At 66.9% G+C, this 16,664-nt stretch carries 13 protein-coding genes; 6 read left to right on the top strand and 7 right to left on the bottom strand.

Annotation, left to right across the window (positions count from 1 at the left end; translation table 11 throughout):
* Window positions 1–74: 74 nt before the first annotated feature.
* Window positions 75–644 (top strand): hypothetical protein, encoded by a 570-nt coding sequence (locus ACIQ7H_RS08350; RefSeq protein ID WP_395790308.1) that lies wholly within the window; start codon window positions 75–77, stop codon window positions 642–644.
* Window positions 645–732: 88 nt separating this feature from the next.
* Here ACIQ7H_RS08350 and ACIQ7H_RS08345 read toward each other — a convergent pair whose 3' ends face one another.
* Complete coding sequence (locus ACIQ7H_RS08345; protein WP_395790306.1) at window positions 733–2,121, bottom strand: tetratricopeptide repeat protein; 1,389 nt, start codon at window positions 2,119–2,121, stop codon at window positions 733–735.
* Window positions 2,118–2,741 (bottom strand): ribosome biogenesis GTP-binding protein YihA/YsxC, encoded by a 624-nt coding sequence (gene yihA / locus ACIQ7H_RS08340; protein ID WP_395790304.1) that lies wholly within the window; start codon window positions 2,739–2,741, stop codon window positions 2,118–2,120. Before yihA ends, ACIQ7H_RS08345 begins: the two co-directional genes overlap by 4 nt.
* A gap of 136 nt (window positions 2,742–2,877) precedes the next feature.
* On the opposite strand from yihA, the gene ACIQ7H_RS08335 reads away from it, so the two are divergent.
* The 4 genes from ACIQ7H_RS08335 to ACIQ7H_RS08320 all read left to right on the top strand — a co-directional run bounded on the left by ACIQ7H_RS08335 (window position 2,878) and on the right by ACIQ7H_RS08320 (window position 6,082).
* On the top strand, window positions 2,878–3,627 hold the full coding sequence (locus tag ACIQ7H_RS08335) for a c-type cytochrome (protein ID WP_395790302.1): 750 nt from the start codon (window positions 2,878–2,880) through the stop codon (window positions 3,625–3,627).
* A 166-nt stretch (window positions 3,628–3,793) separates the two neighbouring features.
* Complete coding sequence (locus tag ACIQ7H_RS08330; RefSeq protein ID WP_395790300.1) at window positions 3,794–4,447, top strand: thiol:disulfide interchange protein DsbA/DsbL; 654 nt, start codon at window positions 3,794–3,796, stop codon at window positions 4,445–4,447.
* Between the two features lie 103 nt (window positions 4,448–4,550).
* Window positions 4,551–5,282 carry an endonuclease/exonuclease/phosphatase family protein gene (locus tag ACIQ7H_RS08325; protein WP_395790298.1) on the top strand — a complete coding sequence of 244 codons (732 nt, stop codon included), beginning with the start codon at window positions 4,551–4,553 and terminating at the stop codon, window positions 5,280–5,282.
* 140 nt (window positions 5,283–5,422) lie between these two features.
* On the top strand, window positions 5,423–6,082 hold the full coding sequence (locus ACIQ7H_RS08320; RefSeq protein ID WP_395790296.1) for a thiol:disulfide interchange protein DsbA/DsbL: 660 nt from the start codon (window positions 5,423–5,425) through the stop codon (window positions 6,080–6,082).
* A 93-nt stretch (window positions 6,083–6,175) separates the two neighbouring features.
* Here the strand turns inward: ACIQ7H_RS08320 and ACIQ7H_RS08315 are convergent, their stop codons facing one another.
* Together ACIQ7H_RS08315 and ACIQ7H_RS08310 are read right to left on the bottom strand one after the other, a co-directional pair.
* Window positions 6,176–9,025 (bottom strand): TonB-dependent receptor domain-containing protein, encoded by a 2,850-nt coding sequence (locus ACIQ7H_RS08315; RefSeq protein WP_395790294.1) that lies wholly within the window; start codon window positions 9,023–9,025, stop codon window positions 6,176–6,178.
* Between the two features lie 132 nt (window positions 9,026–9,157).
* A complete protein-coding gene (locus tag ACIQ7H_RS08310) occupies window positions 9,158–9,949 on the bottom strand; it encodes a sulfite exporter TauE/SafE family protein (protein ID WP_395790292.1) in 792 nt (263 codons plus the stop codon).
* A 99-nt stretch (window positions 9,950–10,048) separates the two neighbouring features.
* On the opposite strand from ACIQ7H_RS08310, the gene ACIQ7H_RS08305 reads away from it, so the two are divergent.
* Complete coding sequence (locus ACIQ7H_RS08305) at window positions 10,049–12,061, top strand: transglycosylase SLT domain-containing protein (RefSeq protein WP_395790290.1); 2,013 nt, start codon at window positions 10,049–10,051, stop codon at window positions 12,059–12,061.
* Between the two features lie 108 nt (window positions 12,062–12,169).
* Here the strand turns inward: ACIQ7H_RS08305 and ACIQ7H_RS08300 are convergent, their stop codons facing one another.
* The 3 genes from ACIQ7H_RS08300 to ACIQ7H_RS08290 all read right to left on the bottom strand — a co-directional run bounded on the left by ACIQ7H_RS08300 (window position 12,170) and on the right by ACIQ7H_RS08290 (window position 16,400).
* Window positions 12,170–13,417, bottom strand: a complete 1,248-nt coding sequence (locus ACIQ7H_RS08300; RefSeq protein WP_395790288.1) for a M12 family metallo-peptidase — start codon at window positions 13,415–13,417, stop codon at window positions 12,170–12,172.
* 53 nt (window positions 13,418–13,470) lie between these two features.
* A complete protein-coding gene (locus tag ACIQ7H_RS08295; protein WP_395790286.1) occupies window positions 13,471–15,177 on the bottom strand; it encodes a methyl-accepting chemotaxis protein in 1,707 nt (568 codons plus the stop codon).
* Between the two features lie 218 nt (window positions 15,178–15,395).
* The gene (locus tag ACIQ7H_RS08290; RefSeq protein WP_395790284.1) at window positions 15,396–16,400 is read right to left on the bottom strand and encodes a class I fructose-bisphosphate aldolase; all 1,005 of its coding nucleotides are present in this window, start codon (window positions 16,398–16,400) and stop codon (window positions 15,396–15,398) included.
* Between the last annotated feature and the right edge of the window lie 264 nt (window positions 16,401–16,664).

Here is a 16,664-nt window from a genome sequence, read left to right as displayed (position 1 = left end):
CTTCCGGCGATGTGCCAGCGCGACGCGCGGCTCGCGCCCGCGGCTCTTTAAACGTCTGCCCAGGAGTACAACCGATGACCGCGCCTGCCGAGCCCCGTGGCACCCAAGTCCGCAAACCCGATCCGGCCTGGGACAAGATGCGGGAGACCGTGTTGATGATGGAGCTCGCGGTCGGCCAGATCGAAGCGGCGATGCGCGACAGCGACAGCTCGGTACAGGTGCTGACCGAAACCTTCACTACGATGGCCCGACACATGGGCACGATCGGCGAAAGCGCCGCGCAGCTGCCTGATGACGGCAACCTGGGCGAACTCAAGCGTCGCATGGCCTCGGCGACCCACCAGGTCACCGGCATGGTTCATCAGTCGATCATCGCGTTCCAGTTCTACGACCGGCTGGTGCAGCGCCTGTCGCACGTCAGCCATGGTCTGGAATCGCTGGCCAACCTGGTCAGCGACGAGAACCGCGCCACCCGCGCCGACGGCTGGCTGGAGCTGCAGGAGCAGATCCGCGCGCGCTACTCGATGCCCGAAGAGGTCGAGATGTTCGAGGCCGTGCTGCTGCACGGCATGTCGGTGCAGCAGGCCCTGCAGATCTTCATGGAGAAGATGAAGAACAAGGACGACGACATCGAGCTCTTCTGAGCTGCTGAACGCTCGCGCAAGGCGGATGCTGGCGAGGAAGCAAGAACTACAGCGCGATGAACTCGGCAACGAACCCAAGGACTCGGTATCAGCTGACCCGACGACAGCAGACCGCCAAGCCTTCAAGAAACTCTCCGTGCTCGCGCCTCAGCGGAATCTGCCGGCAATGGGCTAGCGCGAGCCCATTGCGATCCATGAGCTCCCGCAGGTAGGCCTCGGGATGCGCATAGCGGCCGCTGGAGCGCAGCTGAAATCCGTCGCCCTGCGCCAGTTCGACCGAGAAGCACAGCGTCCCGCCCGCAGCGAGCGCGCGCGCGATGGCGGAAAACACCGGGCCCAAGTCACCGACGTAGACGAATACATCGGTGGCGACGATCAGATCCCAGCTCGCGGCGGAGGTGTTCTCCAGCGCGGCCTGCAGCGAGCCTTGCTGCAGCTCGTCATACACGCCGCGTTGAGCCGCCCGGTCCAGCATCCGCGGTGACAGGTCCACGCCGACCAGACGTCCGGCGCGCGGCCGCAGGCTTGCGCCCGACAGCCCGGTACCGCAGCCAAGGTCGAGCACGTTCGCAAAAGCGGGCCCGGAAGCATCGCCGAGCAGGCGATCGAGTTCGAACGGCAACCGGTAGCCCAACTGCTCGACCAGACGCTCATCGAAGCTGTCTGCCATGTCGTCGAACAGCGACTGCACCAGTTGATCGGGTGGGCGTGCAATCGGCTCGCCTCGCAACGAGGCCAGCTTGAAGCGCAGCGAGTCCGATTGCGGCGGGCTCAGCGATGCGGCTTCGAATGCGGCCAGCGCCTCGTCGACGCGCCCGAGCTGGCGCAGGGCGTCGCCCAGGTTTTCCAGCGCGATCGGCGAATCGGGTTGCAGGGACAGCGACTTGCGCAGCGACTGCACGGCCTCCTCACTGTGTCCCTGCCTGAGCAGGACCCGACCGAGCGAACACCATCCGGTGGCAAACTGCGGATCGTGCGCCACGGCTTCGCGGAGCAGCCGCAAGGCACTGACGGCCTGGCCACGTTCCAACAGCAGATTGGCCAGATTGTTGGCTGCATGCGGGAAGTCGGGTTGCGCCTGCAATGCGAGCCCGTAGCTGCGCTCGGCCTCTTCAAACTGGCCGGACTCGGCCTGCACCACGCCAAGGTTGTAGTGCGCCTCGGCCCAGCCGGGCGCCAGGGTCCGCGCCGCATCGAAGGATGCGTGAGCGCGCTCGCGTTCACCTTTCTCAAGCGCTACCAGCCCGAGTTGGAAATGCGCGCCGGCATGCTTCGGCGAAAGCTGGAGACAGGCGTCCGCGGCGCGGCGGGAAAGGTCGGGCTCTCCGCATTCCAGAGCTGCGATGCTCAAGAGGTAGAGCGTGTCCGGATCATGGCGCTCGGGCGCAATCGCGGCGAGCACTTCGACAGCCTTATCGGGCTTGCCTTCGTTCAGGAAATTTCCTGCGACCCGCAGGAGTTCAGTGACTCCACTCATTTCTGATCGGATCCCCCCGCGACCGGCCCGAGCTGGAGCCAACCCGCCAAGCGCGCACGCGCTTCGTCGACGCCGATGCCACTGGGCGCGGAGAACAGCTGCGCACTGTGGCCCTCACCCAGGGCCGTTTTCACGGTTTTCAGCGTCTGCGACTGCTGCCCGCGGCCCAGCTTGTCGGCCTTGGTCAGCAGCACATGGCAGGGCAGACCGCGCGCCTGGGCAAAGCCCAGCATCTGCAGGTCGAACTCACGCAGGGGATGGCGGATGTCCATCACCACCACCAGCCCTGCCAGCGCGCGGCGGCTCTGGAAGTAGTTCTCGATAAGGCCGCGCCAGTGGTCGCGCAGCTCCGGCGGGACTTTCGCGTAGCCATAGCCCGGCAGGTCGACCAGATAGCGCTGCGGGGCGAGCTGGAAGTACACCAACTGCTGCGTGCGGCCCGGCGTCTTGCTGGTGCGAGCGAGTCCGGTCTGGCTGCAGATGCGGTTGATTGCGCTGGATTTTCCGGCGTTGGAGCGGCCGCTGATGGCGACTTCCAGGCCGTCGTCACTGGGCAGCTGATGCAGGTTGTGCACGCTCAGCAGATAGCTGGCAGCGCGGAAGGGATGATGCTCGGACATGGGCTTTCCGGTGCGGACGGGTGCCGGCTTCGTTGACCCGTCATGGGCGGGCTGGAATAATCCCGCGATTCCCGCGCCTGCCGCAGCCTGCGGCGGTTCAAGCGGTCGAGACAGCATCCAGTTCGGAGCAAGTGTAATGAGTTTTCGCCGCTACCTAGGGCTGGTCGGCCTGCTGGCCGCCACCACGGTTTTCGCCCAGAGTCCCGCTACCGCTCCCGCGCAGGTCAATGTCGCGCCTGAAGTTGCACCCGCTGAAGTCGCCACGCTGGCCGACGACACTGCTGCCGCTGGGCCCGGTGACGCCACCGCTGGCGCTGGCAAGGCCGCGGTCTGCGCCGCCTGTCACGGCATGGACGGCAACGCCGCCGATCCGCAGTACCCGAAGCTGGCCGGCCAGCACGAGCGCTACATCGCGCGGCAGCTGGCGCTGTACAAGAGTGGCGAGCGCGCCAACGCGATCATGCTCGGCTTCGCGGCGATGCTGTCGCCACAGGACATGCGCGACATCGGTGCCTACTTCGCCAGCCAGAAGGTGCGCGCGGGGGTTGCTGATGAAAGCCTGGTCGCCAGCGGCCCGAACGAAGGCAAGAAGTTCTACCAGGTGGGCGAGCAGCTGTACCGCGGTGGCGACCTGCAGCGCGGCGTTCCCGCTTGTGGCGCCTGTCACGGCCCGGCCGGCAGCGGCAATCCAGGCCCGTCCTACCCGAGCCTCGGCGGCCAGCATGCGACCTATACCGCGGCTCAGCTGCGCGCCTACCGCGACGGCGCGGTGTACGGCACCGGCGACAATGCCAACGCGGTGATGGCTGGCGTGGCGCGCTACCTTACCGACGAGGAAATCCAGGCCCTGGCGACTTACGCGGAAGGCCTGCACGCGGCACAGTGAGTTCTGCCCGACCAGCTGAACAGGCGCCGGGCGGCCGCGGGAACCGCTGACCTCCGGCGCTGTCCATCGGCGGCCAAATCTGCAATACAGGCTGGGTCTTTGCTTGCAGATGCATTCAGATCGGTCCGCGCCGACCCGGGCGACCCCACACTCCGGAGTCCTCCCCATGTTGATGCGCTTCTTCGCTGCCGCTGCGCTGCTCGCTTCCGCCGCCGCTTGCACGGCCCAGGTTCCGCCCGCTCAGGCGAGCATTGTGGAAGGTCAGGACTATCAGCTGATCGAGCCGCCAGTGCCGGTGTCGACGCCGGCCGGCAAAATCGAAGTGATCGAAGTATTCGGCTACAGCTGTGGCCACTGCGCCAACCTGCAGCCGATCGTCGACGCCTGGAAGCCGAAGCTGGCCGACGATGTCCAGTTCTCCTACATGCCGGCGGTGTTCGGTGGCGCCTGGGAGGTCTACGCCCGCGCCTATTACGCCGCCGAGACCATGGGCATTCTGGATCGCTCGCACGTCGCCACCTTCAACAAGCTGCACGTCGAGCGCAAGCCGGTGGCCAGCATTGAAGACGTGGCCGATCTGTACGTCGAGTACGGTGTGACGCGCGAAGAGTTTCTGGCGGCCATGCAGAGCTTTGCTGTCAATGCCAAGATCGCGAGTGCCCAGCAGACCGTGCAGCGCTACGGCGTGGACGGTACGCCGAGCATGATCGTCAACGGCAAGTACCGGGTGATGTCGCCGCGCGAAGGCGGCTTCCAGCGCATGCTGGAAATCACCGATGCGCTGGTCGCCAAGGAGCGCGCCGCCGTTGCGGCGAACTGATCCGCCAGCTGCCTCGCCGCTCCCATCCACGGCCCCGGTCGCACCCGCGCCCGGGGCCGTTGCGTCTGCGCCCTCGCCCACGCCGATCACGACCCGGCTGAGGGTGCTGAGCGCCAATATCCAGGCCGGCGCGCGCACCGATCGCTACAGCGACTACGTGACCCGGCCGTGGACACATGTGCTGCCGCATCGCGAGAAGCGCGGCAATCTCGATGCCCTGGCCGGCATGGCGCGCGGCTTCGATCTGGTCGGACTGCAGGAAGCCGATCCCGGTTCTCTGCGCTCCGGCTTCGTCAACCAGACCCACTACCTGGCCGAACGCGCGCGCTTTCCGTTCTGGAGCCATCAGCCGAACCGGCGCATGGGCGGCATCGCCACCAGCGCCAATGCCCTGCTGAGCCGACCGGAACCGACCGAGGTCATCGACCACCCGCTGCCCGGTCGCATCCCCGGCCGCGGCGCGCTGCTGGCGCGCTACGGGACGGGTGCCGATGAGCTGGTGGTGGTCGTGGCCCACCTCTCGCTGGGCGTGAAGTCGCGGCTGGCACAGCTGGCCTTTATCGCCGAGTTGATCGAAGACGCACCACAGGCGGTGCTGATGGGCGACTTCAACTGCGAGCCGCTGTGCTCGGAGATGCAGCTGCTGTATCGGCGAACCCGACTGCAGCCGCCCGATGACATCCTGCTCAGCTTTCCGAGCTGGCGCCCGAAACGGGCGATCGACCATATCCTGGTCTCTGCCGGCATCCAGGTCAGCCGTCGTTGGCTGCTGGAAGGCGCGCCAGCCGATCACGTGCCGGTCGCGGCCGAGATCGAAGTCGGCGGCCAGCTGTAGACGCCGAAACCCGTTGCGCAGCGGCAATCCACCGCCAACGAGGTGACGGATCAAGCTGCAGGTTGAACTTGCGTGGGGTCCGGCAGTCTGGGAGCTTCGCTCGGCGCAGCCCGCGTCGATCCAGCCGACGGATACCTCTCATGATTCTTCGTATCGCCACCGCCCTGCTGCTGTGCGCCAGCGCTTTCCAGAGCCAGGCCCAGATCGCCGATCCAGTGTCCGACCTGCAGGCAGGGCGCGACTACGACCTGATCGAGCCGCCGGTTCCGACGACGGCCGCGGCCGGCAAGATCGAAGTCATCGAGGTGTTCGGCTATACCTGCGGCGCCTGCGCCAGCATGCAGCCGCTGGTCGACAGCTGGAAGCCCAAGCTCGGTGATGACGTCGAGTTCCGCTATCTGCCCGCGGCCTTCGGCGGCGCCTGGGATACCTACGCACGCGCCCACTTCGCCGCGAAAGCACTCGGCCTGCTCGATACCACCCACTCCGCAGTGTTCAAGGTGCTGCACACCGAGCGCCGGGTGATCACCAGCGCCGAGGGGGTGGCTGACCTGTATGCCGAGCTCGGCGCCGACCGCGAATCTTTCCTCGCGACCATGAACAGCTTCGCCGTCAACGCCCAGCTGGCGCGGGCGCGTCAAACCGCGCAGAACTTCGGCACCACCGGCACACCGGAGCTGATCATCAACGGCCGCTATCGGGTCGGCTTGCGTCAAGCCGGCGGTTTCGCCCGCCAGCTTGAAGTCACCGACGCCCTGATCGCCCGCGAGCGCGCCGCGCTGGCAGAAGTCAAGAACTGACGCCCCAAAAAAATGCGACAGGCCCCGCTGAAGGCGGGGCCTGTCGGGGTAAGACTGAGCCGCCGTGCCTGCATCGGCGCGGTCAACCGCCGCTTAGAACTTCAGTTCGAACTTGCCGTAGACAAAGCGTTCCGGCAGGTCGTAGGTGGACGCGTCATAGCCGTTGAGCGAGCAGGACAGACAGATCGGCGCCTGCTTCTCGAACACGTTGTTGACGCCCAGGGTCAACTGCGCGCCCTGGACCCACGGCGCCTTCCAGCCGAGCTGCAGATCGTGGTAGGTGGTTGAGCCTAGCGGGTTGGCGTTCGGCGCGGGGTTGCGGCAGACCGACAAGGTGCGCGCGGCGCCGCAGTCTTCTGTCACACGGTCGATGAAGCGGGTGGTCCAACGTGCGCTGAAGTCGCCGTAGGTCCAGTCGACCGCGAGGTTGGAGGTCCATTCGGGGATCGCGCTGTTGTTGACCTCGATACCCACGCGACGCGGCTGCTGGACGCCGTTGGCGCCGCGCGCCACGTAGTCGTCGACGAAGGTGTTCTGCCAATCGACGCGGAACTCGCCGAGGTCGGTTTCGGGCAGAGTCCAACCGATGTCGAGGTCATAGCCGCTGGTCTCGATGCTGCCGAGGTTCTGCAGGCGGTTGTCGAAGCCGTTGATGCCACCCGTCGAGGCGCGGGTAATGCCCTGGCAGAAGGGCGAGAACCGGCCGCCCGCGACGCACAGGTTCAGCTGGGTCTGCGCGTCGATGGCCTGGATGCCACCCTCCAGCTCGTGCTGATACCAGGCGAACTCGATGTCGAGACGCTGCGACCAGGCGCTGCTCTCGGCGAAGCCCGGGCTCCACACGAAGCCAGCCGAGGTGCTGTCGACCCTCTCGGGCTGCAGTTTGGCGTTGCCGCCCGTCGTCACGGAGATCTGCGAGTTTGCCTGCTGGGCGCCTGGGGGCACGCCGAACTCCTCCGTGCAGTTCGCACGCGGCGGCAGGTTGGTCAGGCTGATCAGGCAGGGGTCGTCCAGCTGCGCATCGAAGCGGCTGGCCAAGCCGAACAGCTCGCCGATCGAGGGCGCACGGAAGCCTTCCGCGAAGGTGCCGCGCAGCAGGAATTGATCGTTGATCTGCCAGCGCAGTCCGAGCTTGCCGGTGGTCTCGCCGCCGAAGGTGGAGTAATCCGAGTAGCGGCCCGCCACGCTGAGGTCGAGGCGCGAACTGCCGGCCTCGTAGATCGGCGCGTTGAGCTCGACGTAGTACTCGGTGACGTCGTACTCGCCCGAGGTCGGTCGCGAGGGCACGCCGTTGTACTCGCCGGCGACGGTGAGCGCATCTGGGCGGTAGAACCCGTCCAGGCGACGGTTCTCGAAACCAGTCGCGAACGACAGCGCGCCCGCGGGCAGGCTGAAGAGGTCGCCGGTCAGGTTGCCTGAGATCAGCTCGATGTTGTTCTCGCTGGCGTCGCGCACCACCGGCTGGATGTAGTTCAGCATCTCGCGGGTCAGCGTGCCGGGGCCGCCGAAGATGTTGATCGGCACGCAGCGCGGATCGGATTGGCAGGCCGCCAGCGGGCCCAGGCCTTGAGCGATGCGGCGGATGTTGTAGCTGCCGAAGTTGGTCTGCTCCGCCTGGTTGCTGCTGCGCGCGTAGTTCAGGTCCCACAGCAGGGCGCGGCCGCCGAGGTCGAAGCTGCCCTCAAGGCCGGTGCCGAAGTACCAGGTATCGACCACCTGCTCGAAGCGGCGCGGGCCGCCTTCGATCGGACGGCGGCCGATCAGCACCAGGTTGGCGCCGGGGCCGCTGGAGATCAGATCGAAGCCGAAAGGATTGAAGGGGTTGCTCGCGGAAATGCGGATGTTGTCGGCATAGGGATTTCCGGTGCCGGCGTCGGGGCCGAGGAAGATCGGCTCGGGCGCCGCCTGATTGGCCGACTCGCGACGGTTGAACAGTGCGCGGACGTAGGCGGTGGTGGATTCACCCAGCTCGATGCGGCCCTGCGAGAACACCGACTTGCGGGTGCTTGGGGTGAGAATCAGGTTGTACTCGGCGAAGTTGAAGCGGTTCGCCGTGGTGAAGGGGATGAAATCCTGCGGGTAGCGCGGACCGTTCGGAAATGACTGGCCGTTCGGCGTGGTGATGTTCTGCGCCTGCCGCGTATTGGGGTCAGTGAAAGCGAAGCGGCCGTTCGGCGTCGCCGAGCTGCCAAAGGTGAGCCCGGTGCCGGGACGCGGTACGCCGGAAAAGTCGTAGGTCGAAGAGGCGATCTCCTTCTGCTCGGTGCGCGAGACGCCGAGGAAGAAGGCGTGGCGATCGCCGCTGCCGCCCAGGCTGGCATCGATCGAGCTGGTCTGGCCGCGGTCGCCGCCGAAGCCGCCGAACTGCACCGAGACCTGGGCGCCGTCGGTTTCGCGCCGGGTGATGATGTTGACGACGCCAGCGATGGCGTCCGCTCCATAGATCGCGGATGCACCGTCCTCCAGGATCTCGATGCGCTCGATGATGCCGAGCGGGATGGTGTTGAGGTCGGTGGCCGAGCCCACGCCCGAGGCCGAGGATTCGTTCACCCAGCGCACGCCGTCGACCAGCACCAGCACGCGCTGCGCGCCGAGGTGACGCAGATCGACCGTGGCCGCACCCGCGCCCACGCCGCTGCCGTCCGGCGGAAAACCGAAGTTGCCGCTGGAGTTGAACTTGGTGTTGAGCGAGGAGCCACCGCCGGTCATCTGCTGCAGCAGATCGGCGACGGCGGTGAGGCCGGTGCGCTGGATCTGTTCGCGGGTGATGACCTGGACCGGTGTCTGGCCTTCGATCTCGGCCTTCTTGATGCGCGAACCTGTGACCTCGATGCGTTCCAGCTCTCGGGCTGAATCTTCCTGTGCGGTAGCGAAAGCAGGTAACAGCAGGATCGGCAGCGCACAGCGGATCGCCGCCGCCAGACGGATACGTGGAATGTTCATGACTCCCCTAGTGGATGATGACGCGGGTGCGCGCCGGATCGCGTCGCCAGCTCCCCCGACCGGATACGACGCGGTGCGATTTGTAAATAACCCGTAACGTTTTCGCAAGTGCAGTCATGCTGCGCAGCACTCTCAGCCCACCAGAAGAGAGACTCCGACCAGGTAGAGGAAGACGGCAAACACGCGCTTCAATGCCGGGCCCGTGAGCCGATGCGCGAGCCGTGCGCCGGCGGGCGCAAGTAGCACGGAGGCCAGGGCGATGCCGAACGCGGCCGGCAGATACACGTAGCCGACACTGCCCGGCAGAAGCGGTGCAGATGGCACCAGCAGGGCGTAGCTGGCGGCGCTCGACAGGGCGATCGCAACCCCGCAGGCGCTGGACGTGCCCACCGCACGCACCGGGCGCACGCCCAGCCAGACCAACATCGGCACCGTGAGGCTGCCGCCGCCGATACCGACCACCGCCGCCAGCGCACCGATAGCCCCACCCGCGGCCGTCAACCAGGCGGAAACGGGAGCATCGCTGCGCTCGACCTTCGCGCGCGGGGTGCCGAAGGCCAACTGCGTGCCGGCCAGAAGACAGAAGCCGGCCACCACATAGCGCAGGGTTTCACTGGCCAGGCTGGCGGCGAACATCGCACCGACAACGCCACCGATGATCAGCCCGGGGACCAGCCGCCACACGGTCGGCCACAGCACGCTGCCGCGGCCGGCATGCGCGCGCGCCGACGACAGGCCGGTCAGCACGATGCTGGCCAAGGAAGTCGCCAGTGCCACGTGCATGACCTGGCCGGCCGGTACGCCCTGCGTTGGCAACAGCCAAGCCAGCGCAGCGACGATGACGAGACCACCGCCCACGCCGAGCAGGCCGGCCAGCAGGCCGGCGCTTGCGCCCAGCGCGAGGTAGAGAAAAAGCATGTTCATGCGTGGCTTGCTAGTCTTGTCCGGCCTGCAACTTAGCAGCAGCGCGCTGAGACTTCATCGCGCGATCGATCGATCTCCCCTCACTGCGGACGACATGGAATGTTGAAGTTCTCGCTACTGCGCAGGCAGCTGGCGCCTGCACTGCTGATGCTGGCGGCAATGCTGACGGTGATCCCCGTCGACAGCCGTGCGGACAGCGCCGCCAACACCGCTCGCATCGCCACGCTACGGGTCGCGCTGGCCGAGGTCGAACGCGCCAGCGCCAGCGAGCTCAACGCGCTGCGTCGACGCCATGGCAGCGATCCGCTGTGGCCGTGGATCGAAATCAGCTACCTTCGTCGGCACCCCGCTTCACTGCGCGGATCTGCCGCGACTGACTTCGTTGATCGCCATGCCGGCCAACCCGCCGCACAGGCGCTGCGGCGGCTCGCCCTGCCTGTGCTGGCCAAGCGCGAAGACTGGGCCGGCTTCCGCCAGCTTGACGACGGCATCGTCAGTGCGGCCGATCCGGATCTGCGCTGCCACGCGCTGACCGCGCGCTTCGCGTTGGGCACCGACGCGACTGCAATCGATGACGCGCTGGCGCTGTGGGACAGCGGCGAATCGCTGCCCGTCACTTGCGACCCGGTGCTTGGCGCGTTGCGTGGCTTCGGCCGTCTGGACACCGCGCGCGTGCTGCTGCGGATCGAGCGCGCCGCCGAGCGCGGTAACGCCGGCCTGATGCGCTTTCTGGCGCGTCGGCTCGACGCCGGCCTGCGGACCCAGGTTGAGGCCGAAGCGCTGTTCATCGAGCGTCCGTCCGCAGTGGCGAGCAGTTGGCCCTCGACGCCACGTACCCGCGCGGCCGTAGAGGCCGGGCTGGAGCGGTTGGCGCAGGCTGATCCAGCCGCCGCCGAAGCGCTGCTGGAGAGTCTGCAGACACCGCTCAAGCTGGAGCTTGAGCGCAGCGGACGCCTGCGCAACACGATCGCGCTATGGAGCGCTGCGAGCTATCTGCCGGAGGCCGCGGATCGCTTCGCCCGCGTGCCGGCCAGCGCGTTCGATGCGCGCCTGCACGAATGGCAGGTGCGCGAACGGCTGGCCCAGCGCGATGCCTCCGGCGCACTCGCCGCGCTGGCCTCGATGCCGGGCAGTCAGCGCGACTCTGCGCGCTGGCGCCTGATCGAGTCGCGCCTGCGGCATCAGCAGGGCGATGCCGAGCGTGCGCAGGCACTGCTGGTGCAGGCCGCGGTCGAGGCGAACTTCCACGGCTTCCTGGCCGCTGACCTGCTTGATCGCGACTACCACCTGTGTGTGCTTGAACCACCGACCGAGCGTGCCACGCGCCACCGGGTCGCCACCAACGCCGGCTTGGTGCGAGCGCTGGACCTGTACCAACTCGGACGTCCCGGCTGGGCAGCGCAGGAGTGGACTGCAGCGCTGCGCGACGCACCGTTGCCAGAGCAGGCGCTGGCGGTAGAGGCAGCCCTTGCCCGCGGTTGGAACGATCGCGCGGCACAAACACTGGGCAGCGGTGACGGCATGCGCTACTACGGGCAGCGCTTCCCGCTGCCACACGCGGGTGCCCTGCGCAGCCAGGCGAGGCGTCACCGGCTGCACCCGGCCTGGGTGGCCGGCTTGATCCGCGCGGAGAGCAGCTGGATGAGTGGCGCCCGCTCCCCCGCCGATGCGCGCGGACTGATGCAGCTGCTGCCGACCACCGCGCAACAGACCGCGCGCGGCCTGGGCAACAGCTTCAGCGGCGCGCAGTCGCTACACAATCCGATCCTCAACATCGAGCTCGGCACCGCGTATCTGCGCGAGATGCTGGACGCGCACGACGGACAACCAGGGCTCGCGACGGCGGCCTACAACGCCGGTCCGGCGGCGGTGGCGCGGTGGCGGCAGGCGCGCCCGCAGACCGCGCCGCTGCTCGACGACACGATCCTGTGGCTGGAAACCGTCCCCTTCCACGAAACCCGCGAGTACGTCGCGCGGGTGATGGCCTTCAGCTTGATCTACGACTGGCGTCTGGACGGCCGCGCCGGCTCACTGCTGGCGCGACTTGAAGGCCGCACCGAGCGCGGCTCACGCGGATTCACCTGTACGCCGGCGGCAGCGGCTGGGCCGTGATGCTCCAGGCCGGTACAGCAGGCAGATCACACAGCACGCCCCTGCCAAGCGCTGAACCGAGTCCCGCCGTCGTTCGGATGCCGGCGGATCAAAGGCAGCGAGCGCAGTTCAGCGCGACTCGAAACCATCGCTGAAATCGCGCAAGGCCAGGCGGAAGTTGGCAACGACATCCGCCACTTCATCGCCGGTACGCGCATTGTCACGCTGGTCCGCCACGCCGGTGGCGAAGCCGTTGAACGTCACCAGCGGGTTGGAGAAGTAGGCCCGCCGCGTGCACCCGCCAGCCGGGCACGCATAGGACATCACGGTCCGAAAGGATTGACTGCCCTGCCCGTCGACGTAGTGGCCGAACGACCACGGCCGGGACGCGGTCGCCGGCGTGGCGCCATTCGCCGGGTCATGCTCGAAGCCCATGTTGTGGCCGTGCTCATGAGCCCAGCTGAGGTTGCCCACGGCGCAATCGCGGTCGGTAATCTGGAACGCACTGCCCGCAAAGCCAGCGCCCACATTGCGCATGACGTAGCCGATCCCACAGCCGCCAGCGAGATTGGCAACCATCAAGCTGACCATGTCGGCGCGGGTGGCATCGCGACGGGCAAGCGCCGTCGCATTTGACCTGAACCGCGACAGTTCGGCGCCGCCAGAATCGGCGGTCTCCTCCCACCCTTCCAGCAACTCGATGCCCACGGCGCGGAAACGCATCCGCATGGCGCTATTGGCGAACGCGGTGTTGGCGGCGTCCACGGCTGCCTGCGCCTGCGCGCGGATAGCGTTCGCGCTGCCGGCGGCGGTTTGCGCGGCCGCGGTGTAGAACAGCAGCACATCGATCTGCTCCCCACCGTCAACAACGCCCGCAGCCTCCGCTGGCGAAAACTCTGCAGGCGCTTCAGCACCGCCCTCATCGGTGACGGCGCCTGCGCAGCCGGGCAGACGCTGGTCTTCAAGCTTGATCAGCCAGGCTTCGCGTGCATACGCGCCGGGCACGATTTCCCACATGCCATCTGGCATGCTCAGAAATCCGGCCACGCTGTCGCCCGCCACGCTGATCACGATTGGCTGCTGGCCATCGGCATCCAGGCTGCCGTGCCAGCTGAAGCGCTGATCGGTATGCCGCTCCAGCGCGCGTGTGTAGGCCCACACTTCGCCCCCGGGCAACTGCAGGTGCAGTCGATCGGGTGCCGCGGCAAAGACATCGGTTCTGACTTGCACTGCCTGCGCTTGGTCGGCGGCCTGCAGGCTCGGAGCAGAACGGCCCGGCAGCATCGCCAGTGCCGCAGGTCCGGCAGCTGCTGCCGACCACGACGCTAGCGCCGCAGCAAGCGCGAGTGCGATCGCCGGACCTCGATGTGGGCGCATGACGCAGTCTCCGCAGTGGTTTTTCGTCGGCGATTGTAGCCGCGCCACTGTGCTCAGGTCAGCGCATAGCCGATACGGAAGCCGCCCCAATGTCGCCCGCCGACTCGGATCGGCACCGAGATGTCGAACATGATCTGGCCGGTATCGCGACGATAGACCTGCAGCAGATAGGGCTCGGTGTGCGCACCAACGCTGCGCCCCACGCGATCACTGAAGATCCGCTTGGTGCGGTTGTGAGCCAGATCAAGCTTCGGGTCGCCGGTCAGCGGCTGACAGAAGCGATGGTTATGGGTAGGCACATAACCATCGCGGTTGGCGCAGATGGCGTACACCGCCCACGGCGCTGCGGCCAACACGGGCTCCTGCACGGCTGGAAGTACTTCATCGCAGCGACCATCAAACGCCGTAGAGTGCTTCGGCGGGTCGGTCCGCGCGATCGGGATGTAGTCGGTTGTGAACAGCGACTCCTCGGACAGGCTCCGCTTGAGCAGCAGCGATTCCAACGCCTTGCCGGCTTCCGCCGAGGCTGTGCGCGCCAGCTCCAGTGCACGTGCGTGGCGTGGCTCGGAAAGCGGATCACCGCTGAGGCGGAACAGACCGACGCAGTCGTCCAGAATTCCGATCTGGCCGGCCATCCGGGTGCTGACCTGGAGCATGGAGGCAACCGCATCGAGGTTGTGCGCCGCTTCCGCCGACACGCCCAGCATCAGTTGCTCAAGTGCGACGACATCACTGCTGCGCGCGAGCACGCGCGAGGCCCCGTCGCGCATCGCTCCTCCAGCGCGGCCCATCAGCTCGACCACGCTCGCCAGGGCGCTACCGGTTTCGCCGGCCTGGCGCAGACCCTCAGCAATGCGCTGATGGATTTCGCCCAAGGTGGCGCGAACGTCGCGGGCCGCGCCCGCAGTGCGTTCCGACAGCGCGCGAATCTCACGCGCAACAACCCCGAAGCCACGCCCGGCGTCACCTGCACGGGCGGCCTCGATGCCGGCATTGATCGACAGGATATTGGTCTGCATCACAACCGCATCGATGGTCTGGACGATCGCATCGGCGCGCTTGGTGCTGTCCTGGACCTCCTGCATGGTGCGGTTGAAAGCATCAGCAATGCGGGTGCCGTTGCCCGCCAAAGCGCCAGCTTCATCGGCCATGCCGCGCACCGCATCGAGAGCATCAGCGGCGGCCTTCAATCCTTCGCGCAGCGCAGCTGCGGAGCCCAGCGCTTCGGCGAGCGCGGCGTCCTGTGATTCCGAAGAGGCGCCGACCTGCGCGCTGCCGGCATTGAGCTTGGGCACTTCGGCGGCGACCTGGCGCACCAGCAGTACAGCTTGGCGCAATGCTTCCGAAAGATTGCCGAGTCCGGCCTTGATCGACGGCAGGCTGGAGTGATCGCTCAGCATCGGATCGAGCGCCGGCAAGTTCAGATCACAGGCCTGCAGTTGTCCTGCCAACACGCTTAGCAGCTCTCGACTGCCAGCACGCGCGGCCGGCGCCGGCACGATCAGCCAAGCGCCGTTCCAGGGTTGCACCAGCAAGGGCACCGCCACGCCGGATTCCACCCGCACCGCCTGTTCGCCACAGACGCTGTCGGCCATGCCGAGTGCCGCCAGTGCCTGCCCTGCGAAGGCTGCGGGCGCCTTACCCAGAATCTGGGCGAATGCCGGTGTGCAGCCCTGCACGCGTCGGTCTGCGGTGACCACAGCCAGCGGGATTGGCAGTTGCAGAAGGTCGAGCTCAGCGAGCGATACAGACTCTGACATGTCGATAGGCTCGGGCAGGGAAAGGTGGCAACCGACGTTGCATGCAAGGCCTGCACCGTGGAGCTCGCTCAGCAGGCCTCTGCACCTATGCAGCCAGACTCGGAGGATCGCTTCCATTCGACTTCAGTCGAGGCTCGAACAAATCACCTCGCTGCGCCGCAGCAAAAAGAACGCCGGCGCAAGGGCCGGCGTTCGCGTGGACAACTTGAGGCGCAGACTCAGCCTTCGTATTCGCCCAGCGCGGCCAGGCCATTGGCGCGCGCGCGCTCGAACACGGTGTTCTGCGCCGCCGCATAGTTGCCGGCCATGTCCTGCGCCCAGATCTTCAGCGCGGCCTGCTGCATTGCCCGACCGTAGGAGAAGCTCAGCGGCCACGGCGAGTGGCCGAACTCATTCATAGCGTTCAGGTGCAGGGTGGCGTTCTCGTCACTCTGGCCGCCCGACAGGAACACGATGCCCGGCAGATTGGCCGGAACCGACGCCTTCAGGCAGCGCAGGGTCGCCAGCGCCACTTCCTCGACGCTGGCCTGTTCCGGGCAATCCTTACCCGACAGAACCATGCTGGCCTTGAGGATGGTGCCTTCGATCAGCACGTTCTGCTCATACAGTGCGCCGAACAGCGAACGCAGGGTGGCCTCGGTCACTTCGTAGCAGGTTTCGATATCGTGGCTGCCGTCCATCAGGATCTCGGGTTCCACCATCGGCACGATGCCCTGCTCCTGGCACAGCGCGGCATAGCGCGCCAGCGCATGGGTGTTGGCATCGATGCAGGTACCGGAGGGCGTGTCTTCGCTGATGGTGATCACCGCCCGCCACTTGGCGAACTTGGCGCCGAGCCGCGCGTACTCCTTCAAACGATCGCGCAACCCGTCGAGGCCCTCGGTGATCAGCTCGCCCGGGAACCCGGCCAGCGATTGGGTACCCTTGTCGACCTTGATGCCGGGCAGGATGCCTGCCTTGAGCATGTATTCGGAGAACGGCACACCGGCGCGGGTCGCCTGGCGGAGGGTTTCGTCGTAGAGGATCGCGCCGGAGATGTGCTCGTTCAACGAGGGCGTGGTCAGCAGCATTTCGCGATAGGCGCGGCGATGCTCCTCGGTGTTCTCGATCCCGACCGACTCGAAGCGCTTCTTGATGGTGTTGGTCGACTCGTCGATCGCGATGATGCCCTTGCCCGGGGCAACCATGGCCTGGGCGATGTCTTCCAGATGTTCGATGCTCATATACGGCTCCGTTGGCAACCGTCGGCGGTTGGCCGATGGCGGGTGGGCGGTGCGCTGCCCCGCAAACAGGACAGCACGGAAATCGGGGGTGGTCGGACAGCTGCAAGCGTGGCGACCGTCACGCAAGTATAGCGGTTGAATTGTAAGCGTCCGCCCACCTCACCTACCTTCCTTACCTGATTCTCCCGACCGTCTCCGGTTTCCCCAACGGAGGACCGGTCGATGGCGTGTTCGGAGGCGTGGCGGTGGCGGGCGCATGTGCGC

Origin of the sequence: Aquimonas sp. (genome assembly GCF_044377145.1) — a bacterium.
GTDB lineage: Bacteria > Pseudomonadota > Gammaproteobacteria > Xanthomonadales > Xanthomonadaceae > Aquimonas.
The sequence above is the reverse complement of the archived record's forward strand: the minus strand, read 5'-3'. Positions and strand labels throughout refer to the sequence as shown.